Source organism: Robinsoniella sp. RHS (genome assembly GCF_001029355.1).
Lineage (GTDB): Bacteria > Bacillota > Clostridia > Lachnospirales > Lachnospiraceae > Robinsoniella > Robinsoniella peoriensis.
The window spans coordinates 63,526-89,633 of the sequence record NZ_JNGB01000001.1 but is presented as its reverse complement, the minus strand read 5'-3'; the positions used below and the strand labels follow the sequence as shown (position 1 = coordinate 89,633).

General features: G+C 38.8%; 31 protein-coding genes, 1 tRNA gene and 1 other annotated feature. Of the genes, 22 read left to right on the top strand and 10 right to left on the bottom strand.

Annotation, left to right across the window (positions count from 1 at the left end; translation table 11 throughout):
- Positions 1-12 precede the first annotated feature (12 nt).
- From RHS_RS00385 to RHS_RS00370, 4 genes are all read right to left on the bottom strand, one after another.
- Positions 13-513, bottom strand: a complete 501-nt coding sequence (locus tag RHS_RS00385) for a hypothetical protein (RefSeq protein ID WP_047832057.1) — start codon at positions 511-513, stop codon at positions 13-15.
- A gap of 366 nt (positions 514-879) precedes the next feature.
- Positions 880-1,758, bottom strand: coding sequence for a hypothetical protein (locus RHS_RS00380; RefSeq protein ID WP_047832056.1), 879 nt, complete (start codon positions 1,756-1,758; stop codon positions 880-882).
- A gap of 11 nt (positions 1,759-1,769) precedes the next feature.
- Positions 1,770-2,165, bottom strand: coding sequence for a hypothetical protein (locus RHS_RS00375; RefSeq protein ID WP_047832055.1), 396 nt, complete (start codon positions 2,163-2,165; stop codon positions 1,770-1,772).
- A 96-nt stretch (positions 2,166-2,261) separates the two neighbouring features.
- Complete coding sequence (locus tag RHS_RS00370; protein WP_047832054.1) at positions 2,262-2,792, bottom strand: TetR/AcrR family transcriptional regulator; 531 nt, start codon at positions 2,790-2,792, stop codon at positions 2,262-2,264.
- A 239-nt stretch (positions 2,793-3,031) separates the two neighbouring features.
- Positions 3,032-3,301: a binding site (T-box leader), on the top strand.
- A gap of 125 nt (positions 3,302-3,426) precedes the next feature.
- Between RHS_RS00370 and RHS_RS00365 the strand changes: the two genes are divergently transcribed.
- From RHS_RS00365 to RHS_RS00345, 5 genes are all read left to right on the top strand, one after another.
- The gene (locus tag RHS_RS00365; RefSeq protein WP_047832053.1) at positions 3,427-4,581 is read left to right on the top strand and encodes an ABC transporter substrate-binding protein; all 1,155 of its coding nucleotides are present in this window, start codon (positions 3,427-3,429) and stop codon (positions 4,579-4,581) included.
- Between the two features lie 38 nt (positions 4,582-4,619).
- On the top strand, positions 4,620-5,504 hold the full coding sequence (locus RHS_RS00360; protein WP_027294234.1) for an ABC transporter permease: 885 nt from the start codon (positions 4,620-4,622) through the stop codon (positions 5,502-5,504).
- A complete protein-coding gene (locus RHS_RS00355; protein WP_044295940.1) occupies positions 5,497-6,270 on the top strand; it encodes an ABC transporter ATP-binding protein in 774 nt (257 codons plus the stop codon). Before RHS_RS00360 ends, RHS_RS00355 begins: the two co-directional genes overlap by 8 nt.
- 228 nt (positions 6,271-6,498) lie before the next feature.
- Positions 6,499-6,990, top strand: coding sequence for an anaerobic ribonucleoside-triphosphate reductase activating protein (nrdG, locus tag RHS_RS00350; protein ID WP_047832052.1), 492 nt, complete (start codon positions 6,499-6,501; stop codon positions 6,988-6,990).
- Between the two features lie 48 nt (positions 6,991-7,038).
- Complete coding sequence (locus RHS_RS00345; protein ID WP_027294231.1) at positions 7,039-7,551, top strand: deoxyuridine 5'-triphosphate nucleotidohydrolase; 513 nt, start codon at positions 7,039-7,041, stop codon at positions 7,549-7,551.
- A gap of 115 nt (positions 7,552-7,666) precedes the next feature.
- Here the strand turns inward: RHS_RS00345 and RHS_RS00340 are convergent, their stop codons facing one another.
- Both RHS_RS00340 and RHS_RS00335 read right to left on the bottom strand, forming a co-directional pair.
- Positions 7,667-8,149 (bottom strand): hypothetical protein, encoded by a 483-nt coding sequence (locus RHS_RS00340; protein ID WP_027294230.1) that lies wholly within the window; start codon positions 8,147-8,149, stop codon positions 7,667-7,669.
- A 128-nt stretch (positions 8,150-8,277) separates the two neighbouring features.
- Positions 8,278-8,350: transfer RNA gene (locus RHS_RS00335), tRNA-Ala, on the bottom strand.
- Between the two features lie 160 nt (positions 8,351-8,510).
- Between RHS_RS00335 and RHS_RS00330 the strand changes: the two genes are divergently transcribed.
- The 4 genes from RHS_RS00330 to RHS_RS00315 are packed head-to-tail and all read left to right on the top strand — an operon-like array spanning position 8,511 to position 10,896.
- Positions 8,511-9,383: a YitT family protein gene (locus RHS_RS00330; protein ID WP_047832051.1), complete on the top strand. Its 873-nt coding sequence runs from the start codon at positions 8,511-8,513 to the stop codon at positions 9,381-9,383.
- Between the two features lie 42 nt (positions 9,384-9,425).
- Complete coding sequence (locus RHS_RS00325; protein WP_047832050.1) at positions 9,426-9,698, top strand: hypothetical protein; 273 nt, start codon at positions 9,426-9,428, stop codon at positions 9,696-9,698.
- A 23-nt stretch (positions 9,699-9,721) separates the two neighbouring features.
- Positions 9,722-10,252, top strand: coding sequence for a GNAT family N-acetyltransferase (locus tag RHS_RS00320; RefSeq protein ID WP_047832132.1), 531 nt, complete (start codon positions 9,722-9,724; stop codon positions 10,250-10,252).
- A complete protein-coding gene (locus RHS_RS00315) occupies positions 10,237-10,896 on the top strand; it encodes an HAD family phosphatase (RefSeq protein WP_047832049.1) in 660 nt (219 codons plus the stop codon). Before RHS_RS00320 ends, RHS_RS00315 begins: the two co-directional genes overlap by 16 nt.
- Positions 10,897-11,052: 156 nt before the next feature.
- On the opposite strand, the gene RHS_RS00310 is transcribed toward RHS_RS00315, so the two are convergent.
- Genes RHS_RS00310 through RHS_RS00300 form a run of 3 tightly spaced genes read right to left on the bottom strand, consistent with a single transcriptional unit; the run spans position 11,053 to position 12,584 of the window.
- Positions 11,053-11,679 carry a manganese catalase family protein gene (locus RHS_RS00310; protein WP_027294226.1) on the bottom strand — a complete coding sequence of 209 codons (627 nt, stop codon included), beginning with the start codon at positions 11,677-11,679 and terminating at the stop codon, positions 11,053-11,055.
- Positions 11,680-11,682: 3 nt separating this feature from the next.
- On the bottom strand, positions 11,683-12,393 hold the full coding sequence (locus RHS_RS29785) for a spore coat protein CotJB (protein WP_330386752.1): 711 nt from the start codon (positions 12,391-12,393) through the stop codon (positions 11,683-11,685).
- Positions 12,393-12,584 (bottom strand): spore coat associated protein CotJA, encoded by a 192-nt coding sequence (locus RHS_RS00300; protein ID WP_044289386.1) that lies wholly within the window; start codon positions 12,582-12,584, stop codon positions 12,393-12,395. Before RHS_RS00300 ends, RHS_RS29785 begins: the two co-directional genes overlap by 1 nt.
- A 164-nt stretch (positions 12,585-12,748) precedes the next feature.
- On the opposite strand from RHS_RS00300, the gene RHS_RS00295 reads away from it, so the two are divergent.
- The 10 genes from RHS_RS00295 to RHS_RS00250 all read left to right on the top strand — a co-directional run bounded on the left by RHS_RS00295 (position 12,749) and on the right by RHS_RS00250 (position 21,860).
- Positions 12,749-12,970, top strand: a complete 222-nt coding sequence (locus tag RHS_RS00295; protein WP_047832048.1) for a DUF3006 family protein — start codon at positions 12,749-12,751, stop codon at positions 12,968-12,970.
- 172 nt (positions 12,971-13,142) lie between these two features.
- A complete protein-coding gene (locus tag RHS_RS00290; RefSeq protein WP_047832047.1) occupies positions 13,143-14,384 on the top strand; it encodes an FtsW/RodA/SpoVE family cell cycle protein in 1,242 nt (413 codons plus the stop codon).
- A gap of 4 nt (positions 14,385-14,388) precedes the next feature.
- A complete protein-coding gene (locus RHS_RS00285; protein WP_027294222.1) occupies positions 14,389-14,628 on the top strand; it encodes a FeoA family protein in 240 nt (79 codons plus the stop codon).
- A complete protein-coding gene (gene feoB / locus RHS_RS00280; protein ID WP_044295948.1) occupies positions 14,612-16,603 on the top strand; it encodes a ferrous iron transport protein B in 1,992 nt (663 codons plus the stop codon). The genes RHS_RS00285 and feoB overlap by 17 nt, the downstream gene beginning before the upstream one ends.
- Before the next feature lie 354 nt (positions 16,604-16,957).
- Entirely contained in the window at positions 16,958-17,464 is a 507-nt protein-coding gene (locus tag RHS_RS00275; RefSeq protein ID WP_027294220.1) for a hypothetical protein, read from the top strand.
- Between the two features lie 67 nt (positions 17,465-17,531).
- Complete coding sequence (locus RHS_RS00270) at positions 17,532-17,879, top strand: hypothetical protein (RefSeq protein WP_138004154.1); 348 nt, start codon at positions 17,532-17,534, stop codon at positions 17,877-17,879.
- Entirely contained in the window at positions 17,876-18,397 is a 522-nt protein-coding gene (locus tag RHS_RS00265) for a type II secretion system protein (protein WP_047832046.1), read from the top strand. The genes RHS_RS00270 and RHS_RS00265 overlap by 4 nt, the downstream gene beginning before the upstream one ends.
- A gap of 10 nt (positions 18,398-18,407) precedes the next feature.
- The gene (locus tag RHS_RS00260) at positions 18,408-19,604 is read left to right on the top strand and encodes a type II secretion system F family protein (protein WP_047832045.1); all 1,197 of its coding nucleotides are present in this window, start codon (positions 18,408-18,410) and stop codon (positions 19,602-19,604) included.
- Positions 19,605-19,620: 16 nt separating this feature from the next.
- Entirely contained in the window at positions 19,621-21,180 is a 1,560-nt protein-coding gene (locus RHS_RS00255; RefSeq protein ID WP_047832044.1) for a PilN domain-containing protein, read from the top strand.
- Positions 21,177-21,860: a hypothetical protein gene (locus RHS_RS00250; RefSeq protein WP_027294215.1), complete on the top strand. Its 684-nt coding sequence runs from the start codon at positions 21,177-21,179 to the stop codon at positions 21,858-21,860. Before RHS_RS00255 ends, RHS_RS00250 begins: the two co-directional genes overlap by 4 nt.
- Here RHS_RS00250 and RHS_RS00245 read toward each other — a convergent pair.
- Positions 21,846-22,598, bottom strand: a complete 753-nt coding sequence (locus RHS_RS00245; protein WP_047832043.1) for an A24 family peptidase — start codon at positions 22,596-22,598, stop codon at positions 21,846-21,848. The genes RHS_RS00250 and RHS_RS00245 overlap by 15 nt on opposite strands.
- A gap of 66 nt (positions 22,599-22,664) precedes the next feature.
- Between RHS_RS00245 and RHS_RS00240 the strand changes: the two genes are divergently transcribed.
- The 3 genes from RHS_RS00240 (at position 22,665) to RHS_RS00230 (ending at position 25,979) form a co-directional block, all read left to right on the top strand.
- Positions 22,665-24,365 carry a GspE/PulE family protein gene (locus RHS_RS00240; protein WP_047832042.1) on the top strand — a complete coding sequence of 567 codons (1,701 nt, stop codon included), beginning with the start codon at positions 22,665-22,667 and terminating at the stop codon, positions 24,363-24,365.
- An 11-nt stretch (positions 24,366-24,376) separates the two neighbouring features.
- On the top strand, positions 24,377-25,441 hold the full coding sequence (locus RHS_RS00235; RefSeq protein ID WP_027294212.1) for a type IV pilus twitching motility protein PilT: 1,065 nt from the start codon (positions 24,377-24,379) through the stop codon (positions 25,439-25,441).
- An 88-nt stretch (positions 25,442-25,529) separates the two neighbouring features.
- Positions 25,530-25,979, top strand: a complete 450-nt coding sequence (locus RHS_RS00230; RefSeq protein ID WP_047832041.1) for a prepilin-type N-terminal cleavage/methylation domain-containing protein — start codon at positions 25,530-25,532, stop codon at positions 25,977-25,979.
- Positions 25,980-26,108: the final 129 nt, after the last annotated feature.

The following is a 26,108-nucleotide window of genomic DNA, read 5'->3' as shown; positions in this document are numbered from 1 at the left end:
TTTAGCCTCCAATTATAATTTTCTGATATTTTTAAAATACGCTCTGCCGTCACCTTCCAGCTCGGGTTCCGGCTCACTCAGGTGGAGTTTTTGTTTATAACGATAATCAATGTATTCCACACAGATTAAATATCCGGAGGAAAGAATAATCGAAACAATCCAGGCAGTAAGAAAATTCAGTTTTGATTCCAGGCTAAACATAAGTATTAAAAAAACAGCCGGAATGATAAGAATAGCCAAAAATCCACACCGGATTAACATCGGATATTTTTCACGGAAGCGATTGTAAGAACCGATGAATTCCTGATGTGCCACTTCTTTATCAATATTTTCCCGGGCACCAAAATAGATCAGAGATTCCATCAATGCCTGTCTGGATGTCTTTCCCTCAAGAATCCGCTGCTCATAATCAGATTGTAAATACAGAAGCAAATTTTGCTTAGCGGCTTTCGTTTCTTTGGTATCAGGCATATCCAGAAATAATTCATCTAAAAAAAGATTAAAGTCTTCCATATAACGTCATTGCCTTTCTAAATAAGATAGGGATATTTTAGCACGAAAGAATCCACAATACAATACAAAAATGACCAATCGTCAGTTTTTGGTTTCGAAGTAAGATATGGCTTGTTTATATTTAGATATCTTAAAAGAGAAATAGTGAAATAGCACAATATTTTCCATGTAAATGGAATATTATTGTGAAAGATTGGAATAGCACACCAGGATAAAATTGAAATATTTGGGTATTTTCGTTTATTTTAGAAATCAGGTAATATAGAGGTGAAAAAGATGTGAATAATGAAGTGAGACGGCGCAGCAGATAATGGGAAGTGGCTGCTGCGCCCGGTTACAATAAACATGATTGGTTTAGTATTATACTTATGTATTATTATCCGTCAATTGAAGCAGGTATTCCACCGACTTATCAAAGAAAACTTTTTCTGCAGGCAGGGACGCATTCTTTTCTAAATGTATCGTGATATACATCTGATCCTCCAGAGTAACGATACCAAACAGGCGCTTTGCATTCGGAACAAGGGGCGGAAGAAAAATAAAATCGGAAATATGATAATCCCCATATTCCGCTGATATAGGAAGCTTTCCTAAATTTGTAACACTAATGCTTTTCGGATTATGATTGTAACCGAACATATTTTGAATTATGGCGGAAGTTTTGTTCTGATATCCTCCATAAGCAGAAAAATAGGCTGAGTCTATCAGGCCCGGTTCTAAACTATCCATAAATTTTAAAAGAAAGAATTTTTTGTTAGGGTTGTTCAGTTTCCGGTATATGAGCTGATGCACTGCCTGGGCATTCTTCCAAAAATCCTTTTTGGTGTCATACCGGTAGCGGATGGAGATACCGGTTGCATAATTTCCCATTCCGGTGAATTGTTCCGGGCGTATGCTTGCAGCTATTCCCACATCTGACAGTTCATTAGCTGATTTGATAAAAGCAGTGATTAAAATGCTGTTTATTGTAATCCCATATTTTTTTGACTGGCTTCTTAATGCTAGCAGCAGAGATGGCGGAATTGCTGAAGTATAGGCAATTGTTTCATGGCAGGACCAATATTTTCTAAACATGTTAAGATATTCGTCATAAGAAAAGGGGTTACCTGTTTTTCTCCATCTTCGGTTTAATAAGTTTACCATTAACTGCATAATGGGATTTAAACTGCAGTTTTTGAGGATCAGCTTACGATCCGGCAGCAGAAGTGGTTTATAAATCAGAGTTTCTGCAGCCAGGGCATTCATGATATCTTCTGCTAAATAAGCGATGATAATCCGTCTCCTGCTAGATGATGTGCGATTATAAGCAGGCGGGTTCCATTCTTGTCCGGCAGAGCGAAAAAACGGATCAGCTCCCCGCCTGGCAAATCAAAAGGTATGGATGCTTGCTTCATTACGACATCCATCCAGTCGACTTCTAAAACTTGAAAAGTATAGATGCATCTTCCGGAATGTTCATAAAACACCTGACCGTTTTTTTTAAACCCCAGACGGCAGGAAAAAATCTCATTGTTTTGAACCGCTTTATCAATAGCTGATTTTAATGTGTCTATACAAAGGTTTTCCCGTATGCAAAAGGAAATAGCAATATTTATGTTTGGAGAGAATAAGTGGGTACGTTCTTTTCGAATTTCATTATTTTTCTTTTCCATATCATCTGCCCTTTCTTTTATGAGCTTGTTGAAATGTGTCAGCGGGGTTTTTATTTCAGCAGAAGCAAGCCTGGCTGTAACATATTGAGTTTATGCCTATATTATTTCATTCCATTGCCCTTTATAAAAGTCTTTAAATACTTCAATTAGCAAATCGCGGATTTCATCTTCCGGAAGATCTGTGGTATTTGTGGCTGCAATGGAAGCGATGCCATGTGTAAATATCCACATTTTAGTAAACACTTCGGCACCAACTGATGCAGGTACTCCTTCGGCAAGCTGATAAATACTATTCAATTGAAAACTATCTGACATGCATAGCAACTGAAAAAGATGTTTTTCTTTTTGCGCAAGCGCTACGTAATGCAAACCCATACTTAAAAAAAGTGGAGTATTGGGATCCGAAGAAGGGGTAAGCATTACTTCAGTAAAATAGTTTCTTGTTTTTTCGTATAATGCTTTTTTCAATTCATCCATATTTTTAAAAATATGAAAGATAGGCTGTGTAGAACATTGTAATTCCTTAGCAAGTAAGCGTGCAGTAATATTTTCATAACCCATGAGTCTGGTAAGGGAAAAAGCTTTTTCTACAATATCTGAGCGGGTAAGCTTTGATTTAGGGGGCATGATTTAGTTTTCTCCTTTTTGTATAATAACGTTGTTATATAACAATGTTATTATATGGCGGTATTTATATTATGTCAAGAAGATGAATGGTGTTGCGAAAATTTATTTTATCAAAAACACGCTCTAGATAATTTTGCAAAAGATCCAATAAACTGAATATTTAAGTTGAAACTGCAAAAATAATATAAAAAGCACTTGACAACACCCACCAATTAGTATTAGAATGAAAAAAACAAAAAGCAAAACCGATGAGAAAGAGTAGTAAGCTTATCAACAAAATTCCAGAGAGCTGCAGGTGGTGTGATTGCAGTATTGAGTGATTTGCCGAATGGACTTTCGAGGGCAGTCTGAAATAGAGATAGTGGAGTGATCCGGTATTAAAAGAGTAGGCACTGTCGGGAACCGAACCCGTTATCAATCAGGAGTGTATGATAGTACATGCGAAAGTGGACATTATGTTAATTTGAGTGGTACCGCGATAATAATACGATATTATTACCGTCTCAAGCGAAGGCTTGGGGCGGTTTTTTAGTGTATTTATAAATATCACAAAGAAATCAGATTAACGTTCCCATTAGTTTTGTGATTGTTTGATACTATTAATCAAAATTAATGAAAATAAGGAGAATTTATTATGAAAAAGAAAATTTTAGTTACAATTTTAAGCGTGGCAATGGCAGCAGCAATAACAACAGGATGCGGTTCTGCAGCCACCGGTTCTGCCGGCACAGATTCCACATCAACAGGTGGATCTAATAAAATGGAAACGGGATCAGGAAGCAAGGAAACCACGGATGCAGGAACGGATGCAGACAGTGCCAAAATGGCTGACAGTGGTGCAGCAGAGACGGTTTCGGGTGATTTAGTGGAGGGTTCCTTTAAAATTGGAATTGCTCAATTTGCACAGCATGGTTCTCTTGAGAACTGCCGTGAAGGATTTTTAGAAGGCCTTGCAGAAGAAGGATTTGTAGAGGGCAAAAACCTTGAGGTGGATTATCAGAATGCAGAAGCAGATATGGGAAACGCTAATACCATCGCACAGGGGTTTGTAGCAAATAAAGTAGATCTGATGTGCGCGATTGCCACACCTAGTGCCCAGGCATGCTATAATGCGGCAATGAAAACAGATATTCCTACTATTTATACTGCCGTTACGGATCCGGTTGCAGCAGAGCTAGCCAAAGAGGACCAGATGCCATCCGGAAACGTAACAGGTACCAGTGATAAACTTCCTGTGGAAGCACAGCTGAAAATGATTCGTGAAATGCTTCCCGAAGCGAAAACCATCGGTATTTTATATACAACCAGTGAAGTAAATTCAGAAAGCAGTATCAAAGAATATGAATCCTTAGTAGATAAATACGGCTTTACCCTGGAAACAGCCGGAGTAGCAACAATCGCCGATGTTCCGTCTGCAGCGGATACATTATTAGCGAAGGTAGACTGCCTGAACAATTTGACAGATAATACCGTTGTAAGCGCACTTCCTACTATATTAGATAAGGCATCTAAGAAAAACATCCCGGTATTCGGAAGTGAGATAGAGCAGGTAAAAATTGGCTGTATGGCATCGGAAGGAATTGAATATATTGAACTTGGTAAACAGACCGGAAGAATGGCTGCAAAAGTGTTAAAAGGCGAAGCAAAAGCTGATGATATGAAATTTGAAACAATTACAGAAAGCAGTCTGTACCTGAATACCAAAGTAGCAGAGAATCTTGGAATTACAATCAGTGATGATACAAAAGGAAGAGCAGTAGAAACTTTCACAGAAATTACAGCACAATAGAAGATAATCAAAAATCGTAGGATAACAGAGGTAAAGATATGTCCATACTAATAGGTGTTTTAGAACAGGGAATCATATATGCCATCATGACCTTAGGCATTTACATTACTTACAAAATATTAGATTTTCCGGATTTGACAGTAGACGGAAGTTTTCCATTGGGGGCGGCGGTAACAGTTACTCTGATGGTGAATGGGGTAAATCCTTATCTGACCCTTCCCATCGCATTTGCAGCCGGAGCACTGGCTGGTATGCTTACGGGCATCATTCATGTAAAATTTAAAGTCCGCGATCTGTTATCGGGAATCATCATGATGACTGCATTATATACCATTAACCTTAAAATTGCAGGCAAAGCAAATGTTCCGATCTTTAGTATGGACAATATGTTTGATAATTCATTCTTAACGAAAATTGTACCGGAATTCCTGGTACCTTATCAGACTTTAATCATTATTGTAATTGTGGCATTGGTGGTAAAGCTTTTATTAGATGCCTATATGAAGACGAAATCCGGTTTTTTACTCCGCGCAGCAGGTGATAATCATGCATTGGTGACAGTCCTGGCAAAAGACAGCGGAAAGGTTAAGATTCTGGGTCTGGCTATCGCTAATGGTCTTGTGGCACTTAGCGGTTGTGTTTATACACAGTGGCAGAGGGTATTTGACATTTCAATCGGTACCGGCACCATGGTGATTGGTCTTGCCAGCGTTATCATCGGAGTAAATCTCTGTAAATTTATCCCCAAAGTGAATAATACAACGGCTGTCATTGTAGGAGCAATTTTATACAGGGCGTGTGTGGCAATTGCAATGCAGCTTGGTTTTGGGGCAAATGACATGAAATTAATCACTGCGGTACTGTTTTTTGTAATATTAGTGATCAGTATGGACAGGAAGAAGAAGGTGAAGGCACATGCTTGAATTAAAGAATATTAATAAATATTATAATCCCGGTACGATCAATGAAATGTGTCTTTTTGAAAATTTTAATTTTGAGGTGAAACAGGGAGAATTTGTATCCGTTGTCGGCAGCAACGGTTCCGGTAAAACCTCCATGCTGAACATTATCTGCGGCAGCATAGATATTGATTCGGGCAGCATACTGATGAATGGGAAAGATATCACCAGTGCAAGGGATTTTAAACGGCATCAGCGCATTGGCCGGGTTTTTCAAAATCCGTCTATGGGTACCTGCCCAACTATGACGATTCTTGAAAATATGTCACTGGCTGACAACAAAGGAAAAAAGTACAACTTGAAGCCAGGCATCAATAAAAAAAGAATTGATCATTACAGAGATAGTCTGCGCCAGCTGAATCTGGGGCTGGAAGATAAACTGGATGTGAAGGTAGGAGCTCTTTCCGGGGGACAGCGCCAGGCTATGGCACTTTTAATGTCTACCATGACACCTATCGAATTCTTAATCCTGGATGAACATACCGCTGCACTGGATCCCAAGACGGCTGAGATTATTATGGAATTAACAGGGAAGCTTGTAAAAGAAAAAAATCTCACAACAATCATGGTAACGCACAATCTGAGATACGCAGTAGAGTATGGCAACCGTCTGATTATGATGCATCAGGGAAATGTAATTCTTGATAAAAAAGGGAACGCAAAAGAAACAACAGAAGTAGAAGAGATCCTGGATTTGTTTAATGAGATCAGTATCGAATGTGGAAATTAAAAATTTACCGGAGAAATGTGCGGATACCAGGAAGCGCTTTGTTCTCCGGTTTTCTTGCTATTTAAATTATATTTTTTAATCAGAAATCAATCCGTCCGAATCCAAACAAGGGATTTAAGTCTTGACGTCAGGGAATGAAAATGGTAAGATAATCACTGGCGTAAAAACACGATATGGTGTGCAATTATAAAATTTTTACTAAATATTGTTACTGAAAGGACGATAGACGTGAGGTATCATAATATTACAAAAGACGATATGCTAAATGGAGACGGACTGCGGGTAGTACTTTGGGTATCCGGATGTTCCCATTGCTGTAAGGATTGTCACAATCCGATAACCTGGGATCCAAATGGCGGTGTAACTTTTGACGAAAGTGCTAAGAAAGAATTATTTGCTGAATTAGAGAAGACTTACATATCCGGTATCACTTTCAGTGGTGGAGATCCATTGCATTCAAAAAATAAAAAAGACGTAGAAGAGCTGGCAAAAGAAATACGGAATAAATTTCCTTTAAAAACAATCTGGCTCTATACCGGATCGTCCTGGGAGAGTATCAGAGATTCCTCTATAATGAAATATCTGGATGTTCTAGTTGATGGAGAATTTGATTGTGATAAGAAATCGAAACAGCTGCATTGGAGAGGCAGTTCTAACCAACGGGTAATTGATGTTCAAAAATCCCTGAAACTGGGTAAAACTGTTCTGCACTGCGAATAGTCAGCAGCATATTTACATAACAATAAGAACACAGTATAGGAGAATTAAATGCAGAGAATAGCGAAATTTCATAAAGTAAGTTATAAGCAGTTTGAGGAAGGGTACAAAGATGGATTTCCGTCAGCATCTGAGTCAGAAGTCAAACGCATATATGAAGAAATTAAACTACCAAAGAGAGCAACCACAGGTTCTGCCGGATATGATTTCTACAGTCCCTTTACATTTACACTGAATCCCGGTCAGACAATCAAAATTCCAACCGGTATCCGTGTAGAAATGAACGCAGACTGGGTATTAAAATGTTATCCCAGAAGCGGATTGGGATTTAAATTCCGTCTTCAGCTTAATAATACAGTAGGAATTATAGATAGTGACTACTTTTATTCAGACAATGAAGGCCATATATTTTCGAAAATAACCAATGACAGCAATGAGGGAAAGGCAATTACGGTAGATGCCGGAACTGGTTTTATGCAGGGGATTTTCGTAGAATATGGGATAACAGTAGACGATGATGCAACCGAGCTCAGAAATGGCGGATTTGGAAGCACAACAAAATAAAAAGAATATCCGTTTTTATTGATGCCTTTCCATAACGGGAAGTATCAATGAAAACAGGATATTCTTTTTCTATCTATTAAAATAAGATTACAGCAGCCGATAGAAGGAACTTTGCTTAACTGTACATCTCCTGAAGTTCGGCTGCTTCAAATTTATGTAGTAAATCTCCTGAGGAAAAATCTTTTTCTATGTATTGCATTAACTGCCTTACCTTGCTATTTACCATAGAATCATCTTCCAATTGCCAAAAATGTCTGATCAGTCCTTCAAGAAATTTGAAAAGAACCAGTTTCCGTGATGAAATGGATCGAATGTGTCTCATAGAATAGATGATAAGGTCTAAATAAACACTTTCTCCTGTAGAGCACTCCCCATCGATAGAGAGAATACCATTTATTGTAAATATTACAGTAACTGCAGTGAGTGAATTGAGATCAATTTCTTCTTTTTCCAATTGTTCAGCAACTATCATCAAAGCATAACTATACCAGATAGCTTCATCTCGTGTTAAAGACTCAGTCGCGGAAAAACATATTTTATCCTTTATGTTATCCGGAATGATTGGTTTGTAAAATGGAATACAATGACTAATTCGCAAGTGTAAAGCCCCCTTTCTAAATTATATTAATTATACACCATTATTTGGAAGGAGGTCTTAAGAATAGCTTAAGTTAAGCTATAGAAGTTTTGAATATCATTGGATATATATATGATGAGTTGGTAATATGGAGACAACGGGATTCGAACCCGCGACCTCTCACATGCGAAGCGAACGCTCTCCCAGCTGAGCTATGTCCCCATAACCTTATTATAGTACTTAAATTAAAATATTCAAGATAAATATGCTTTGTTACAAGTTCTTTTCATTGAAAGCCGTATTTCTTTATGTTAGACTATGAATACTGAATCACATATCCGGACTTTAATATTTGAATCACGAAAAAGAGAGAAGGTAAACTATGAAGCTAAAAAAGAGTTATAAGGAAATCATCATAGATACTATATTTGACATCATCGGTTCTTTTGCGCTGGCGATTGGTATATATTATTTTGCTGAAAAAGCCAATATTGCGCCGGGAGGTGTATCCGGCATTGCAATTCTCATAAAATACCTCTGGGGACTTCCAATCGGAACCATGACGCTGGTTATTAATATTCCCATCATCTATCTGGCATTTCGGTATCTGGGTAAGAAATTTACATTTAAAACCCTTCGTACTCTGATTATCAGCAGTTTAATTCTGGATTATTTAGTAACGCCATATTTCCCACAGTATTCAGGCGACCGCATGCTGGGTGCCATCTTTGGCGGAGTTTGCATGGGATTCGGACTGGGTGTTATTTTTTACAGAGGATCTACCACTGCAGGTACTGATATTATATCCTGTCTGATTGAAAGAAAATTTCCTCATGTGCAGATCGGCAGCGCCCTGATGCTGGTGGACTGCATTATACTTGGCCTCTCCATCATTGTATTTGGAAATATTGAATCCGGCTTATTTGGAATGGTAGCTCTGTTTTGTCAGACAAAAGTGATTGATGGAATGATCTACGGTCTGGATAAGGGAAGACAGGTAGTGATTATGTCAGATAAAAATGAAGCTATTGCAGGCAGAGTAATTGAAGAGTTGGAGAGAAGTGCGACCTTTATTAAAGGACAAGGTGCATACAGCCAGAAAGATACCCTGGTTTTGCTGTGTGTGGTACGTATTCAAGAATATCACCAGTTGAAAACCATAGTATATAATGAAGATCCAAACGCTTTTATGATTGTAACGGAAGCAGACCAGGTGCTGGGAGAAGGGTTCAAACCGATTACAAAGCAAAGATAGCGAGAAATATAAATATGCTTAAAAGGAGTTTGTTTACATATTATGATTGATAAAAAAGATATCGTTAATTTAAATTTTTTAAAAAAAGAAGCCTGTACCGGAAGTTACCAGGGCATGAGATATAAAATTGAGCTCGTTGGAAAAGTTCTTATAGTATCAATCTGGGCGGGGCCTTATTGCTCGGATGTTACTCCGGATGAGAAAAAGCAGATTAAAGAATTCGAAGCAAGTGATCAAAGTCTGGATCAGGTAGTGGACTGGTTAAATGAAGAGTACAAAAACCAGGAAGAAACCTGGAAACAAGTAACCTATTAATAATGACTATGGAGAAAAGAAAAATGAAAACACCAATATTAGAAACCGAAAGACTTCTACTGAGATCTTTTTCCATGGACGATGCACAAGCTGTATTCCAGGGATGGGAAAATGATCCGGATGTTGCAAAATATATGTTTTGGACAAGCCATAATGAAATCAAAAAAACGATAGAATGGCTGATCTTTGAAACCGGGAAAGAGGATGCGGATGACTGGTATCGCTGGGCATTTGTGAGAAAAGACACTGGTGAACTAATAGGAACCGGATTGATCTATTTAGAAGAAGAATACAATAAATACGAAATCAGTTATAACCTTAGTAAAAAAGCCTGGGGAAATGGATACACAACAGAAGCAATGAAAGAAATTATCCGGTTTGCAGCAGAAGAATTAAATATTAAAGAAATTGTAGGAAGACATGCAATAAAAAACCCGGCTTCTAAAAATGTAATGACCAAGCTGGGATTTCAATTTGTAAAAAATATCCCATATGAGTGTAATGGTGGTACAAAAACCTACGAAGGGAAAGAGTATATATGGAAAAGACAGTAATATTTGATTGGGACGGAACAGTTGCAGACACAGAAACCTTAATACTCCAATCCTGGATTGAAGTTGGCGAAAAACATGGTTTAGGTGATTTGCGAGACCTATGCTATCGCTGTATCGGCACTACAAATCTTGCAACGCGCAAAATATTTTGTGATAAATATGGTGCGGATTTCCCCTATGACGAATACAACAAAGAGATGCTGATTAACTTTAATAACAAATTAAATAAAGATGGTATACCGCTCAAAAAAGGGTTGTTAGAGCTGTTGCAATTTCTAAAAGAAAATAACTGTAATATCGCAGTTGCTTCATCTACAAAAATTGAAATTTTAGAGGAGGAAGCAAATATGGCAGGCATCCGGGATTATTTCCAGGTGATAGCCGGTGGAGATATGGTTCAAAAAAGCAAACCGGAACCTGACATTTTCCTGAAAGCCTGCGAAATGCTGCAAGTGAGTGCAGGAGATTGCTATGTACTGGAGGACTCCTTAAACGGAATGCGTGCAGCCCATCGTGCGGGTATGAAACCTATCATGGTTCCTGATCTGATTAAGCCAAATGACGAAATGATAAAAATAAGTTTAAAAATATTCCCTTCCCTGATCCAAGTACGGGAATATTTCCAGGAAGCGTGGAGTGTGTAGACAGATTTGAAAAAGTTATTCAATCCGGCATAAGTTATAGAAAGTTGGGGAATTAATTTCGTCAATCCGGTATGAAATCCATAATTTAAAAATATAAATAGATCATCAGGATCGTTAGGGATAAATAGGGGCGGATGAACCACCCCTATAGATCAATTATTTGCAGGAATCACAACTGCATTTTGCCGGCATATCAAAAGACGGATTAAATGCATAGAAGTTTTTAAAGTCCAGTTCATCCTGAACAGTACGAAGTGCTTCACCGAATCTTTGATAGTGTACGACTTCTCTTGCACGCAGGAAACGGATTGGATCGATTACATCCGGATCTTTTACAAGTCTGAGAATATTATCGTAGGTAGTTCTTGCTTTCTGTTCAGCAGCAAGGTTTTCATGAAGGTCAGTGATCGGGTCCCCTTTAGACTGGAATTCACATGCATTAAAAGGAACTCCTCCTGCAGACTGCGGCCAGATCCCAACTGTATGGTCAACGTAATAAGGTGCAAAACCGGAACATTCAATTTCTTCCATTGACAGGTTTTTGGTCAACTGATGAACAATTGTGGACACCATCTCTAAATGTGCCAGTTCTTCTGTTCCGATATCGTTTAAAACGCCCATTGCTTTTCTGTTGGGCATTGTGAAACGCTGGGAAAGATATCTCATGGAGGCGCCCATTTCACCATCAGGTCCACCGTACTGACTCATTATAATCTGGGCAATTTTAGCATTTGGAGTCTTAATATTTACAGGATATTGTAATCGTTTTTCATAATTCCACATAGGTTAACATTTCCCCCTTTCCCATGGCCAAGGCTGCATTACCCATTCCCAGGTTTTACTCTTTACATCATCCGTGGTATCAATGGTAAGCGGACCGTAAAGGGCAGCATATTCTCTTAATGCTTTGTCACGTTTTTTAACATGTTCTTTACAAAAAGCCAGTGCTTTTTCATCACATGGATGAGTATCTAAATACAGAACCATATCATTTACAGCGAAACTTACTTCATTTATATAGCACATCAATTCTTCCCTTGACTTTTTTGGGCAAGGTGGTTCTGGTCTGCATTCCGGTTTTACCTGAGGTTTTTCAGGACGATGGCATCCGCAGTCCGGTTTTACTGGTTCACATGGACGCTGGCAGCCGCAGTCCGGTTTCATCTGAGGTTTTTCAGGACGATGGCAGCCACAGTCCGGTTTTACTGGTTCACAGGGGCGCTGGCAGCCGCAGTCTGGTTTCATTTGAGGTTTTTCAGGACGATGGCATCCACAGTCAGGTTTTACTGGTTCACATGGACGCTGGCAGCCGCAGTCCGGTTTTACCTGAGGTCTTTCAGGGCGCTGGCAGCCACAATCTGGTTTCATCTGTGGCTGGCAGGGACGCTGAGAACCGCAATCTGGTCTCATCTGAGGTCTGTTGTCCGGTCTGTACATGTTTTGGCAAGACTGGCGCTGGTTCATATTGTTAAAATTTCCATTTCTCCAATTATTCATTAACGGCAACCTCTCTTTCCGCAAAATGGTTTGCAAAGTTCCGGGAAGATAGTACCAACCTCAAGGGCCTTACACAGTTCGAACTTATCTTGAAATGTTTGCCATGGTACGTAAGCCATTGCTACCGGCATATCTTCCAGGCAAGTACAAGGTCTTGTTGTTTTATAATCACAAGGTGTACAATTATTCATAAAGTCTCCTTTTTCATTAATCTTAATTTCAATATTATCTTATGAAATACCTTTAAAAACGTGTCATATTACGGATAAAGTTTGTAATAATCATGAAATGTGATAAAATAAAGAAAACGGCATTTGGACGGACAGGATGTCCAAATAGGAGAGAGGTTGATAAAATGTTTGTGATAGACAGAATCGAAAAAAAATACGCAGTGTGTGAAATGGAAGATAAGACAATGATCAATATTCCGATAGAGAAACTGCCATCCGGTTGTAAAGAGGGCAGTTGTCTGGAATTAAATGAAAATGGGGAATATATTATTTTAGAGGAAGAGACCGTTCAGCGTAAAAAACGGATGGAGGAGCGTTTTTCGCGTTTGTTTCAAAAAATAATGTAGAAAAAATAGAATCCTGGCTGGACTGTTCCTGACGAATAAAAGGGTATTGTTAGCCATGGCTAAAAACCTTTCAATTGACAGGAATTCAAGCTTCCTATTTTCAGGGGAATGTGGTATTATAATCCATAGACAAAATGAAATGCAGTTATAAGTGGAATTAAGGAGTTTATAAATGGTTCAGAAAACGAGAAATGCAGGACGAGCAAATCAACCGGCAAAAAAAAGAAAAACAATAAGCAAAAGATTACAGGGAGATTTTCGGTATTACGATTATAACCTTTTGGCAAGTGTTATCCTGCTTACCTGTTTTGGATTGGTTATGTTATATAGTACAAGTGCATATGAAGCACAGATAGAATTTGGTACAGATATGTATTATTTTGGAAAGCAGGCAATCATCAGTGCGGTCTGTCTTGTAATCGTATTACTGTTTTCCCAGATCGATTACCATTTTTATGCAAAGTTTGCACTTTTTATTTACATTATTGCAAATATTTTGCTGATTGCTACGAAGTTTGTAGGTAGAACCATTAATGGAGCGAGGCGTTGGATCTTTCTGGGTGCATTGTCTTTCCAGCCGGCAGAGCTCGCCAAATTGGCAGTTATATTGTTTCTGCCCTTCTTAATAGTGAAACTCGGAAAGAATATGAAAGGATTGAAAGCACCTATGATTGTAATTGGATTCGGTGCTGCAACTTCTTTATTTACATATGTGTTTACGGAGAACCTGAGTACGGCAATTATTATTGCTGGAATTACGGTGATTTTAATTTTTATTGCTCATCCGAAGACCCTTCCCTTTGTCATAGGCGGCTGTAGTATGGCAGCGTTAATCGGATTACTGGTTGCTTATCTTGCATCGGCAGTTCAGAATTCGGATAATTTCCGTATTAATCGTATTTTGGTTTGGTTAGAGCCGGAAACCTATTCCAGTCTGGGCGGTTATCAGGTTATGCAGGCATTGTATGCCATTGGTTCCGGAGGTCTTTTTGGAAAGGGACTGGGCAATAGTGCTCAGAAATTAGGATCACTGCCGGAAGCCCAGAATGATATGATTTTCTCAATTGTATGTGAAGAACTTGGTATTTTTGGTGCAGCGATGCTTACCATTTTGTTTATTTTTCTGTTGTACAGGCTTTTATTTATTGCGCAAAATGCACCGGACCTGTTGGGATCTCTGATTGCAACCGGAATATTTGCCCATATCGCATTACAGGTTGTATTAAATATAGCGGTTGTAATTAATCTGATTCCAACAACAGGTATTACGCTTCCTTTTGTTAGTTACGGAGGTACCTCTGTCATGTTCCTGATGGCAGAGATGGCACTGGCACTGAGTGTATCCAGGCAGATTAAGTTTAAAGAGCAGGAAGAAGAAGCAAAAGAAGGGAATCAATTTACGGTGAGAGGTTAAACAAATGATATTATCCGATGGAAGAATAGGAGATACTTATGTAGTGGCAGGACTTCACTTGGATGAGGGAATCACAAGAAGACTGGAAGCACTGGGTATATTCGAAGGCACAAAAGTAAAAATCATGAACATGAAAAAGAACGGAGCAGTGATTATCAAAGTGCGGGGCACTAGATGGGCGCTGGGAAGAGAATTTGCATCAGGGATTGAGGCAGAGGAGTGGCAAAATGAAACAGACAATTAATGTGGCATTCGTAGGTAATCCGAATTGTGGCAAGACCACGTTGTTTAATGCGTATACAGGTGCGAATCTGAAAGTGGCAAACTGGCCGGGCGTTACGGTGGAACGTAAGGAAGGTCAAACAAACTACAGAGGCCAGCATATCAAACTCATAGACACACCCGGTATTTATAGCCTGACATCCTATTCAATCGAAGAAAAAGTAACCAGAAAATGTATCATGGAAGAAGATATTGATGTAATCGTGAATATTGTGGATGCATCTGCGATGGAACGGAACCTCTATCTGACCACACAGCTGCTGGAACTTGGTAAACCTGTAATTCTGGCTCTTAATATGATGGATATTGTAGAAGAGCGTGGCATGGAAATAGATCTGCATCGTTTGCCCGAATTACTGGGAGCGATTCCGGTCGTACCCGTTTCAGCAAGAAAACGAACCGGTTTGGATGTATTGATGCATGCGGTAAAGCATCACTATGAAGAAGGACCAAATGAGCAGGTGATTCACTATTCTGATGATATTGAAGAAAAGATAGCAAAAATACAGGAAATTCTGAAAGTTAATCATCCGAAGATTCATAATGAACGGTGGATGGCAATCAAGCTTTTGGAAAAAGATGAAGAATTAATGGTTCAGTATATGGAAGAAACAAATAGTGTGGTGGACCGCAGTTACGAAAAAGAAATTATTAATCAGAAATATGACTATATAGAAGAGGTCATGGAGGAGTGTTTGTTTTATCGAAATGAAAAAGCAGCATCTACTGACCGGATTGACGAAATACTGACACACCGCATATGGGGTGTTCCTATATTTCTTGGCATTATGGCACTTGTTTTTTTTCTGACTTTTGTTGTGGGTGATGCACTGAAAGGTGTATTTGAAATCGGTTTGGGAGCTTTTTCGGATGCTGTACATAGTCTTTTGTTAAATATAAAAGCGGCAGACTGGCTGATTTCTCTGGTTGTGGATGGTATTATAGCAGGTGTAGGCGGTATTCTTACATTTTTACCTAATATTTTTATTCTTTTCCTGGCGTTAGCTATTCTGGAAGACAGCGGTTACATGGCTCGTGTGGCATATGTAATGGATAAACTTATGGGAAAAGCGGGTTTATCGGGCAAGGCATTTTTACCGATGATTCTTGGATTTGGATGCAGCGTTCCTGCCATTATGGCGACCAGAGCGTTAGAGCGGGAAGAAGACCGGAAAAAGACGATTCTGATTACCCCTTTTATGTCATGTTCAGCCAGACTTCCTATTTACGTATTATTTGCAGATATGTTTTTTGGTAAATATGCGATGGCAGCTGCATTTTCCATGTATGTGATCGGAATGGTAATTGGTATTCTAATTGCCCTTGTGAAGAATAAATTAGATTCGAACAAGAGAAAAAGTCAGTCTTTGCTGATAGAACTGCCGGAATATAAATTGCCCAATGCACGTACAATATTTATATATGTATGGGAAAAAGTAAAGGACTATCTTACAAAAGCAGGAACTACTATTTTTATAGCATCCATTGTGATCTGGTTTATATTAAACTTTAACTTTAGCGGTATGGTCGAGGATGTTTCCTTAAGTTTTGGTGCCATGATCGGCAAATGGATGGAGCCGGTCTTAGCTCCTGCCGGATTAGGTATGTGGCAGATTGGGGTTTCCCTGATAGCTGGTTTATCTGCTAAAGAAGTTGTAGTATCCAGTTTTGCAGTATTGTTTGGTGTTGGAAATGCCAATTCTGCTGCGGGAATGGCACAGATTATCGATAATCTTGGAAGTGCGGGGTTTGGCATGGTAAATGCCTATGCTCTGATGATTTTCTGCCTCTTGTATACGCCTTGTGCAGCTACAGTGGCAACAATAAAAAAAGAGACAAATTCCTGGAAGTTTACGTTACAGATGGTATTATTCCAGTTATTGCTGGCTTGGGGGCTGGCAGTACTGGTATATCAGGTTGGAAGTCGGATATTTTAAAGAATGGAGATGAAGCGCCGTGGGATGCTTCATCTTTTTGTTCAGAATATTAGAATATTTAATTTATTCTGTCAATTGATGATGTAGTAATGGTGTTATAACTGCAGTATAATAGTTGGGAAGAGACCGGGGATATCTGAAAAGTAAAATTTGATTAGATAATTGTAAATAACTGGTAAAATATTTTACCATATTTTCTCAGTATTTTTATAAAACAGGTATTTCCTGTAGTTAATGTTTATTATGGTCGAAATATAGATAAAATTGTAGGAATTCAACTTAAATTTGATTGATTAAATTTGTGTCTGTGCTATAATTATAATATTAGAACTTAGTGGAGAGGATGATCCAGAAGTGAGAAAAGCGCTTGCAAAAAACAAAGGAGCATCTATGCTTCTGGCAATTTGTATCTTCATGGTACTTGCTGTTATTGGATTTAATGTGTTAGCCGCGGCATCTGCAAATACATATAATTCCAGAGGGCAGTTAGCGAATGAACAGGCGATCCAATATGTGAATTCTATTTATGAAATTGTTGATGGTATGATACAAGGCGGAGAATTTAATCTGGATGCCTGTCTGGAAGAAGAAGGGACAGAAGTGTCCGGTATGACTGCCGTTTTAGGTACTAATAATCTGGAAGATAGTAATGGGAATAAAATAGACGTATCGATTAAGTTTGCAAGGGATACAAATGCAAGCGTCACTCAAAAAAATCGTATCAAAGCGCAGATAACTATAAACTATAAAGCCAGAGACTACTGTATTACATCAATTTACCTGCAAGATAAAAGTTTGCCTGAACAAACAAAATACACTTTAATAAAATGTGAAGGTGTGGTGTCAAGTGATAATGAATAATCTGATTCATAAGGTGAAAAGTTTCTCCCGCCTCAGAAATGTATGTTTAAATAACCGGGGCGAAACGATGATTGAGTTAATAACCAGTTTGGCGTTATTTGCAATGACAATGGTTTTAGTTGCTGTTTTATTTTCTAATGCGAATCGTATTCTGATTAAAAATAATACAATTCAGAAAAACCTGAATCATCAGATAAATAATTTAGAACTTGGAAATGAACTGACAACAATTAAAAGTGATATTGATATGACTTTTATACTTTCAAAGGATGGCAGTACTGGTGTGGAACCGATAAAAGTAAATACAAAGGTAAAATTAGTAAAGCCATTAAGTGGTGATTCGGAAGGTACTATAGATTCAACGCTTGCAAAGTTTCAACGGGTTGTAGAGTCTGAAAGTGGTGATGGGTCATGAAGATTAATTTGTGTTTAAAATCAGATAGAAAGAAAGGGTTTACTCTAATAGAAGTAATTTTAACGGTTACATTAGTTGCCGTTTTCTTTACAACTGTTGCAGCGATACTCCCCCAATGGTTTAAATCCTATCAGAACGTGATCAGTGCAAGTAATGCCAGCCAGATAGCGAACAGCGTTATTACAGCAATCGATGAGCAGATCACTTATTCAGGTTCTGTGGAAGTAAAATCCGGCAGTCCGGACAGCATTTATTATCAGTACAAAACGGGAGAATATCGGGAAATTGTATTGGGTGATGATTGCAAAGTCATTCCCGGATTAGTATATGATGATAAATATTTTATAAATAATAAGTTAAAAATACATGCAAAAATTGCAAAAGATTTTGTAGAATCAGCTACACCTTCAGAAAAGAATGTATGTAAGTTAACGGTAACATTAATAAATAGAAATACTGGTAAAACGGTTATTGAAAAAGTTCGTTATATTAGACTTTATGGACCTGAAAAAAGTTAGGGGGACAGGTATGATCCTTTACAATTACTCTGCAAAAGATGCGGCTGGAAAAATACATAATGGCAAAATAGAAGCCAATGGGGATGATGAATTCTATCTTTTTTTAGATAAACAGAATTGGTATTGTATATCCGTTTCAAGAACAGATCTGCTTCGCGAAGCACAGAATCAGTCGGAATACCGCTTTAAACCAAAGGAAGTAGCATTATTTTGCCGGGAATTTGCTATTATGCTGTCATCCGGAATGAATATGCTGACTACACTTCAGCTTTTGTATGAACGCTGCCGTAAAGCTAAACAAAAACAATGCTATATGCACATGATAGAAGCGATAGAAAAAGGAGAGACTTTGCATGATGCTATGAGGAAGCTAGGGAAAACATTTCCGACACTTCTTTCTTCTATGGTTTTGGCTGGAGAGGCCAGTGGATCGTTAGATATCGTGATGGAAAAGATGGCGCAGTATTATGAGCGGGACTATCGTTTAAAAGGGAAAATCCAAACGGCTATGATCTATCCAATACTATTGATGTCGGTAACCGTTGCTGTAATAATTCTTTTATTTACGGTCGTACTTCCACAGTTTTTTACAATGTTTGAGGGGCAGGATCTCAATCCCCTTACCTCATTTTATATGAAACTTAGTGTATTTTTAAAGAACCAATGGTATATTCCATTAGGCATCATTATTGGCATCATTTTACTGATACATTTTTTGAAAAGAGATCCGGGATTTCGTTTAGAATATGATAAAAGTAAATTGAAAATTCCTTTAATCAGTAAGCTTTTAGAGAAAATATTAATATCCAGATTCGCCAATGGTATGAGCATTTTATACTCCAGTGGTATTTCTATTATACGCTGTATGGATATTTGCAGTACGGTAATATCCAATACGTATCTGGAATTCAAAATGCAGAGAGCCACAGAACAGGTGGAAAAGGGAACATCCCTGTCCCAGGCTTTAGAAGAACAGGGATTGTATGACAGTATGGTGTGGTCCATGGTTCATATTGGTGAAGAATCCGGTAATTTAGATGCGATGTTTTTGAAGCTTGCAGAATATTATGAGGAAGAATCAGAAAGTGCAACGCAAAAGATGATGGCGATTATGGAACCGGTGATGCTGATTATTATAGCAATAATCGTGGGTTCGGTAGTGGCAAGCGTCTTAATACCGATATATGGTATGTATCAGACGATTTAGAAAGGAACTGACGAAAATGATACTATCGATTGAATTTACGGCAGAACATATTCATATAGTGGAAGAAGATGTAAATGCCAAATCCATAACTGTAAGACGTTTTATAGAAATTCCTATGCCGGATGGATCTTATTTGAATGGAGTGATTGTTAACACTGCAGCCGTAGCGGCTGCTATACAGGTTGCCGTAAAAGAGCACCGTATTCATACGAAAAAAAGTATTGTTACCGTAAGTGGTGTAGACATTTTACGAAAAGAATTCCAGGTTCCGTCAGGTAATAATAAACACACCCGGGGAATGGTTGAAAATGAGCTGAATAAGGCCGGAATGCTCAGATCAGACTACTTGTTTGACTATATTATTAAGAAGAATATCCAAAAAGATCAGGCAAAAAGTGAAACAATGCAAAACGTAGATGTATACTTAATGCCGAGAGCTTTGGTAAATAATTATCTCACTACCTTGCGGAGGGCGGGGCTTACTCCTTATCGAATTGAGACAGTCAGCAATAGCATGGAGCGACTGGCATTCCTGCTGAAAGTCGCCGATGGGGACGATATGTCGATTCTTTGCTGTGCGGAAAGAGACCAGATAGGTCTGTTATTTACAGGGGCAGGTACTAAAATGATATACCGAAGCACGCAAATTAAAGCAGAAGATACGATTGAAGAAAATGCATTTATTGTATCTGCCGTACAGTCGCTGAACAGGGAAGTAGATCCGATTGCAATTGCACTGGAAGAAATTGTTGAGAACGTTTCTAAACTGGTACAGTTTCATTCTCAAACAGGGAAGAAGAATAAAGTCGGACAGATATTAATGTATGGAGATCTGTCAAGGGATTCACAATTCCTAAGCCGTATTGAGAATGCAACGGGCATCACTACAATAAAGTGCGATTTTCCCGATCATGTAACCTTTGCGGGGCCGGGGGATCTGACCTGTTTAAATGCTATAGGGGCATCTGCAGGCGGTTTGTATGAAGTTGCAGAAGAAAAGGATATTGATTTTTTTCCATTAATGAAAGAAAAGAAAGCGGAGAAGACTACAAAAAAAGATCTGATTCCGTTAGCGGCAGGCATGGGGCTCATTTTGATTCTGTCTGGAATTTATGCACTGCAGTCTTCGAGTAATATGACGGTTGAAGCGTCTGTTCAGATGAGCCAGGATTTTATTAACGATCCTGAGAATCAGAAATTATATCAGAAAGCAAAAGCATTACAGGACTATACCATATCGCTGGCTGAATATAATGAAACATGTAATCAGTATATAGATGTTATTAAGAATACGCGGAGATTAGAATCAAATGATTTTAATGAACTGGATGCCAAAAAGCCTGAGGATGTAACAATTAAAAGCTATGGTTACAGTAATGGGGAGATTACCATTTCCTGTGATACCACAAATCAGGATGGGGCATCTGCTTTTGCTAAAATTTTATCTGATTCCGGGTTATATACGGATGTAAAATATACAGGATTCAGCAGCGGAAGCAGCGAAGATGGATCAGCAAATTATACTTTCCAGTTAGTTTGCACTTTATGGGCGCAATCGGGAGGTGTATCAGAATGAAAAAGAGCGAAAAAATACTTCTGCAGATTTTGATCTGTGTAGTTTTATTAGCTGTGGTTTGGATGTTTTTTCTAAAACCCGCACTTGAAAAGAAAGAGGTTCTAAGGGAAAGGGAAGAAGCAGCAAGAATAGAGCAGGAACAAATGCAGGCATTAATAGAAAAAGCCACACTTGAAGATGAGTTATTAGTTCAGCAGAATATTTCTAAAGAGAATTATGAGTTTTTTTATTCCGTATTAAACAGTTATAATATTGATAAAATTGTTAATGATCTTGCTAAAGAAAATTCGTTATATGTACAAAGTCTTCAAATCGGAGAATATACAGATGCATCCTCCGATTTTGTGATTGAGACGGAAGAGACACCGGAAGCAATTGATGAGTCTGCTGAGGTAACAAAATCAGATGATCAAGTCATAGAAGAAAAGGTAGAAAACCAGGCAAAATTATTGAAAAGTCAGGTATCTATTTCCATATCAGGTACCTATGATAATATTTTAGCTTATGTGAAGGCTTTGAATGCAAAAAGTATTTGCCTTAGGATAGATAGCATTTCACTCTCAGAAAATAACAGGGATGCAACGGGAAATGCCAGTCAGAATGCAACAATAGGCTTATCTCTCTATGGTATCAATAAGCCTAAAGAACAGTCAGGGAATGAATCATCAGAAACCAAGTAAAGTCAGATACCAGGTTATAAGCTGCGAACCAAAAAGAGCGGCGAACAGAAAACCGAAACATAAGAAGGGTCCAAAGGAAATCAAAGTTTTTTTATCTGCTTTTTTTCGGATAATTAAAAGTATGGACCAGCAAGAGGCGAGAATACAACCGGCAAAGGCACCCAGCAACACTAATTTCCATCCAAGGAAAAGCCCGCTTACAGCGCAGAGTTTAACATCGCCTCCGCCAAATCCGCCTGTTATAGCCGCGATGAGAAGCATGGGAATGCTGATCACTGCCAGCCCGATTAATTTTTCAATAAATTCATTGGGTGTTACGATGATGTTGATTACAGCGAGAATGAAAATAAAAACCTGCAGGGAATCAGGAATCATCATTGTTTGGATATCAGTGATTGAAACAACAATAAGACAGCAGAAAAACAAACAAAGCAAACCGCTGTAAATGGTAAAGCCATGAGCTAAAAATGCTGCAAGGAAGAGAATTCCTGTTAATGCTTCTACCAGCGGATATTGCACAGAGATAGGTGCCTTGCATTTGCGGCATTTGCCTCTCAATATGAGATAACTGAAGATGGGAACCATGTCATAAGGCTTAAGGGTCGTATGACAGGAAGGACAAAAGGAACGTCCTTTTGCGATATTGAGGTGCAGGGGAATTCGGTAGATACAGACATTTAAAAAGCTCCCAATAACGAATCCCATAACAGTAATGTATGTCAGCCAAAAATATTCCATTGTTTTCTCTCCTTCGTATTGTTTTGCAGATGAATTATAACACAGATAGAATCAAAGGGGAATAGTATGTTAAAAAACTTACGACTGGGTCAGGTTCTTATAGAAACCGGATATATTACAGAGCAGCAATTAGAAGAAGCCCTGGAATACCAAAAAAACAGCAGTATGAAAAAAATGCTTGGAGATGTACTGGTTGAACTGGGATATATCACAGAGGAAGACCGGTTAAAAGCATTGTCTACGCGTATGAATGTCCGCATCATGGATTTCGAACAGTTAAAATCAACCATTGAAGCAATTTCACTGGTTCCCAGGGAAACTGCTGAACGCCTTATGGTGATCCCGCTTCGTGTAGATCAGAATAATTTAGTTCTGGCGACCGATAATCCATTGAATTATTATGGGTTTGAAGAATTAGAGACGCTCACCGGAAAGCAGGTTGTTCCGGCACTGGCTTCTAAAGCAGACGTAGAAGAAGCCATTAAGCGCAATTACGTAAATAAGACGATGATCAGCGCGATCGATGATGTACATAGAGAATATACGGGAGAATCGGATGTGAATGTATCCGAATCTTTCCAGCAGATGATGGACCGGGTAGACAGTTCGCCCGTGGTAAAATTAGCAAATACCATTGTCATTCAGGCATGCAGTATGCGAGCATCCGATATTCATATAGAACCTTGCCAGAATAACATCCGTATCCGTTTTCGTATTGATGGGGATTTAATGGAAGCAATGGTATTAAATACCACGGTACTGGTTCCGATTACAACACGTTTTAAGATTATGGGCGGATTGGATATTGCAGAACGCAGGGTTCCTCAGGATGGACGTTTCAGTCAAACGGTAGGAAATAAAAATATTAATTTCCGAATTTCTACACTTCCGTCCGTCTTCGGTGAAAAAATTGTAGTCCGTATTTTGGGTGATAATGCGATAAATATTGTGCAGGCAAGGGAATTGGGTATGAGCGAAAGCAATTATCAGAAGTTTGAACGTCTGCTTGCGAATCCAAACGGAATTATAATGGTTACCGGACCAACCGGAAGCGGAAAGACAACAACCATCTATTCTGCACTTCATGAATTGTCCCGACCAGATGTCAATGTGGTGACAATTGAAGATCCGGTAGAAAAATATATAAAAAATGTAACTCAGGTTCATATCAATACAAAGGCAGGATTAACATTTGCCGCAGGGCTTCGTTCTATCATGCGTCAGGATCCTGATATTATCATGGTAGGTGAGGTCCGGGATCAGGAGACGGCTGTGATTGCAGCACAGGCAGCAATTACAGGGCACCTTGTGCTGACTACCGTCCATACAAATGATGCGGCATCCGCATTTATGAGATTAATAGACATGGGCGTGGAGCCCTACATTGTAGCATCTTCTGTAATCGGCGTAGTATCCCAGCGACTGGTTAAAGTGATCTGTGAGGATTGCAAAACGGAATATACCCCGACCGAAGAGGAGTTACTGCAATGGAGTGCCGACCGTCCAATGCCGGAAAAGTTTTATCATGCCGCAGGCTGTAAAAACTGCAATCACACAGGATACCGGGGCAGAACAGCAGTACATGAAGTTATTATGGTATCTCCGGACCTTAGAAACTTAATTATGAAGCATGCTTCTGCTCAGGATATTAAGAGGAAAGCAAAAGAATATGGATTTACGGATCTGAAAGAAAATCTTATGGATCTGATTGAACAGGGACGTACTACCATGGAACAAATGATAAAAGTAGCTAATTTCATCGAATAAAAGGGGGATTTATGGGCCAGATAGATGATTTAATCCAACAGGGAAGAGCACTTGGATGCTCCGATATCCATCTTACCTTCGGACTTCCGCCAATGGCGCGGAAGAACGGGAAATTAATTAAAATGCAGGGGCATGAGGTTTTGGATGCCCAGCAGCTTCAGGTGTCAGCTGACGATATGCTGATTAAGTGCCAGATTCAAAGACCGCAGGATCCATTGGAAGAAATAGATTTCTGCTATGAAGCGGCAGACGGAAGCAGAAACCGTGTTAATATTTATTATCAGCAGAAAAAAACGGTAATCGCCATACGATTGCTAAGCGCATATATTCCTACCATGGAAGAACTGAAATTACCTAAAATATTAAAAGATCTTGCCATGCTGAAACGGGGACTGGTACTTGTCACCGGACCTACCGGAAGCGGTAAATCCACAACATTGGCATCTTCTTTAGACTATATCAACCAATGCCGGAGTGAACATATTATTACAATCGAAGATCCGGTTGAGTATGTGCACCAGCATAAAAACTGTATGGTAAACCAAAGAGAAGTCGGAGTAGATACCAACAGCTTTGCAGCTTCTCTAAGGAGTGCACTCCGTGAAGATCCGGATATTATCCTGGTTGGAGAAATGCGGGATCTGGAGACCATAGCATCGGCAGTAACGGCAGCCGAAACCGGCCACCTTGTTTTTTCTACACTGCATACAACAGGAGCAGCACAGACAATAGACCGAATTATTGATGTATTTCCTCCGTATCAGCAGCAGCAGATCCGGACACAATTAGCTTCGGTTTTAAAGGCGGTAATATCCCAGCAGCTGATACCCACAGCAGACGGAAATGGCAGGGTAGCAGCCCTTGAAATATTATTGATAACAGATGCCGTTGCGAATATGATCCGTGAAAATAAATGCCACCAGATTACTTCCGTATTACAAACAGGCGGCAGGCTGGGTATGCAGTCCATGGATGGACATTTACTGGAACTGGCACAAAACCATATCATAAAACCAGAAATGGCGGTTGACTATGGTATCGACAAAAACATGTTAATGCAAAAGCTTTTCGCGTAATTTTTTTGCATCCTCAATGTGATATAAATTTGATAAATCCCCAAAGGGTTTATACATACAAAAACATAAATTTAAGGAGGTATGAATTATGACATTCATGCAGAAGCTGAGAAAATCAGCGAAAGAGAAGAAAGGTTTTACACTAATCGAATTGATCATCGTTATTGCTATTATTGCAATCCTGATCGCTTTGATCGCACCTAATTTGGTGAAGTTTTTATCAACGGCAAGAAAGACATCTGTAGATGCTAATGCTAAGACGGCGTATACTTCTATACAGACGTATTTGACAGAGCAGGAAACTGCTGGTACTACAATAGGTAATAATACTTATGTGATCAAGGTAACAGGTGGTGTAGTTGCTGCTACTCCAGTACTAAAAGGTATTGATGGGTATTTTAATGCCAAAGAACTAGATAAAGTAACTATAACAGCTGAAGTTGGCAAAAATAATACATTAACTAAAGTAACTTGGGATGTAGCGGGTGGAAACAGCGCCACTTATCCAAAAGAAACAGAGCCAACAACAACACCATAATAAAACAAGAAAAACTGTGTAATAAAAGTTCACTGAGGCAGGCTATTGCCTGCCTAGTTACTAAAATATTATCCATATTATTAAGTGCAGAATTAATAATACTACATTTACTAATATGAATAATCACTA

Bases quoted from the DNA above. Each gene is read 5' to 3' on its own strand.
- RHS_RS00295 (WP_047832048.1), top strand. From the start codon at position 12,749: ATGTTTGTGATAGACAGAATCGAAAAAAAATACGCAGTGTGTGAAATG.
- RHS_RS00265 (WP_047832046.1), top strand. From the start codon at position 17,876: ATGAAGATTAATTTGTGTTTAAAATCAGATAGAAAGAAAGGGTTTACT.
- RHS_RS00245 (WP_047832043.1), bottom strand. From the start codon at position 22,598: ATGGAATATTTTTGGCTGACATACATTACTGTTATGGGATTCGTTATT.
- RHS_RS00310 (WP_027294226.1), bottom strand. From the start codon at position 11,679: ATGTGGAATTATGAAAAACGATTACAATATCCTGTAAATATTAAGACT.
- RHS_RS29785 (WP_330386752.1), bottom strand. From the start codon at position 12,393: ATGAATAATTGGAGAAATGGAAATTTTAACAATATGAACCAGCGCCAG.
- RHS_RS00230 (WP_047832041.1), top strand. From the start codon at position 25,530: ATGACATTCATGCAGAAGCTGAGAAAATCAGCGAAAGAGAAGAAAGGT.
- RHS_RS00355 (WP_044295940.1), top strand. From the start codon at position 5,497: ATGCTTGAATTAAAGAATATTAATAAATATTATAATCCCGGTACGATC.
- RHS_RS00315 (WP_047832049.1), top strand. From the start codon at position 10,237: ATGGAAAAGACAGTAATATTTGATTGGGACGGAACAGTTGCAGACACA.
- RHS_RS00320 (WP_047832132.1), top strand. From the start codon at position 9,722: ATGAAAACACCAATATTAGAAACCGAAAGACTTCTACTGAGATCTTTT.
- RHS_RS00330 (WP_047832051.1), top strand. From the start codon at position 8,511: ATGAAGCTAAAAAAGAGTTATAAGGAAATCATCATAGATACTATATTT.
- RHS_RS00385 (WP_047832057.1), bottom strand. From the start codon at position 513: ATGGAAGACTTTAATCTTTTTTTAGATGAATTATTTCTGGATATGCCT.
- RHS_RS00370 (WP_047832054.1), bottom strand. From the start codon at position 2,792: ATGCCCCCTAAATCAAAGCTTACCCGCTCAGATATTGTAGAAAAAGCT.
- RHS_RS00235 (WP_027294212.1), top strand. From the start codon at position 24,377: ATGGGCCAGATAGATGATTTAATCCAACAGGGAAGAGCACTTGGATGC.
- RHS_RS00360 (WP_027294234.1), top strand. From the start codon at position 4,620: ATGTCCATACTAATAGGTGTTTTAGAACAGGGAATCATATATGCCATC.
- RHS_RS00285 (WP_027294222.1), top strand. From the start codon at position 14,389: ATGATATTATCCGATGGAAGAATAGGAGATACTTATGTAGTGGCAGGA.
- RHS_RS00365 (WP_047832053.1), top strand. From the start codon at position 3,427: ATGAAAAAGAAAATTTTAGTTACAATTTTAAGCGTGGCAATGGCAGCA.
- RHS_RS00345 (WP_027294231.1), top strand. From the start codon at position 7,039: ATGCAGAGAATAGCGAAATTTCATAAAGTAAGTTATAAGCAGTTTGAG.
- RHS_RS00380 (WP_047832056.1), bottom strand. From the start codon at position 1,758: ATGAATGCCCTGGCTGCAGAAACTCTGATTTATAAACCACTTCTGCTG.
- feoB (WP_044295948.1), top strand. From the start codon at position 14,612: ATGAAACAGACAATTAATGTGGCATTCGTAGGTAATCCGAATTGTGGC.
- RHS_RS00290 (WP_047832047.1), top strand. From the start codon at position 13,143: ATGGTTCAGAAAACGAGAAATGCAGGACGAGCAAATCAACCGGCAAAA.
- RHS_RS00255 (WP_047832044.1), top strand. From the start codon at position 19,621: ATGATACTATCGATTGAATTTACGGCAGAACATATTCATATAGTGGAA.
- RHS_RS00260 (WP_047832045.1), top strand. From the start codon at position 18,408: ATGATCCTTTACAATTACTCTGCAAAAGATGCGGCTGGAAAAATACAT.
- RHS_RS00375 (WP_047832055.1), bottom strand. From the start codon at position 2,165: ATGGAAAAGAAAAATAATGAAATTCGAAAAGAACGTACCCACTTATTC.
- RHS_RS00240 (WP_047832042.1), top strand. From the start codon at position 22,665: ATGTTAAAAAACTTACGACTGGGTCAGGTTCTTATAGAAACCGGATAT.
- RHS_RS00270 (WP_138004154.1), top strand. From the start codon at position 17,532: ATGATTGAGTTAATAACCAGTTTGGCGTTATTTGCAATGACAATGGTT.
- RHS_RS00325 (WP_047832050.1), top strand. From the start codon at position 9,426: ATGATTGATAAAAAAGATATCGTTAATTTAAATTTTTTAAAAAAAGAA.
- RHS_RS00250 (WP_027294215.1), top strand. From the start codon at position 21,177: ATGAAAAAGAGCGAAAAAATACTTCTGCAGATTTTGATCTGTGTAGTT.
- RHS_RS00300 (WP_044289386.1), bottom strand. From the start codon at position 12,584: ATGAATAATTGTACACCTTGTGATTATAAAACAACAAGACCTTGTACT.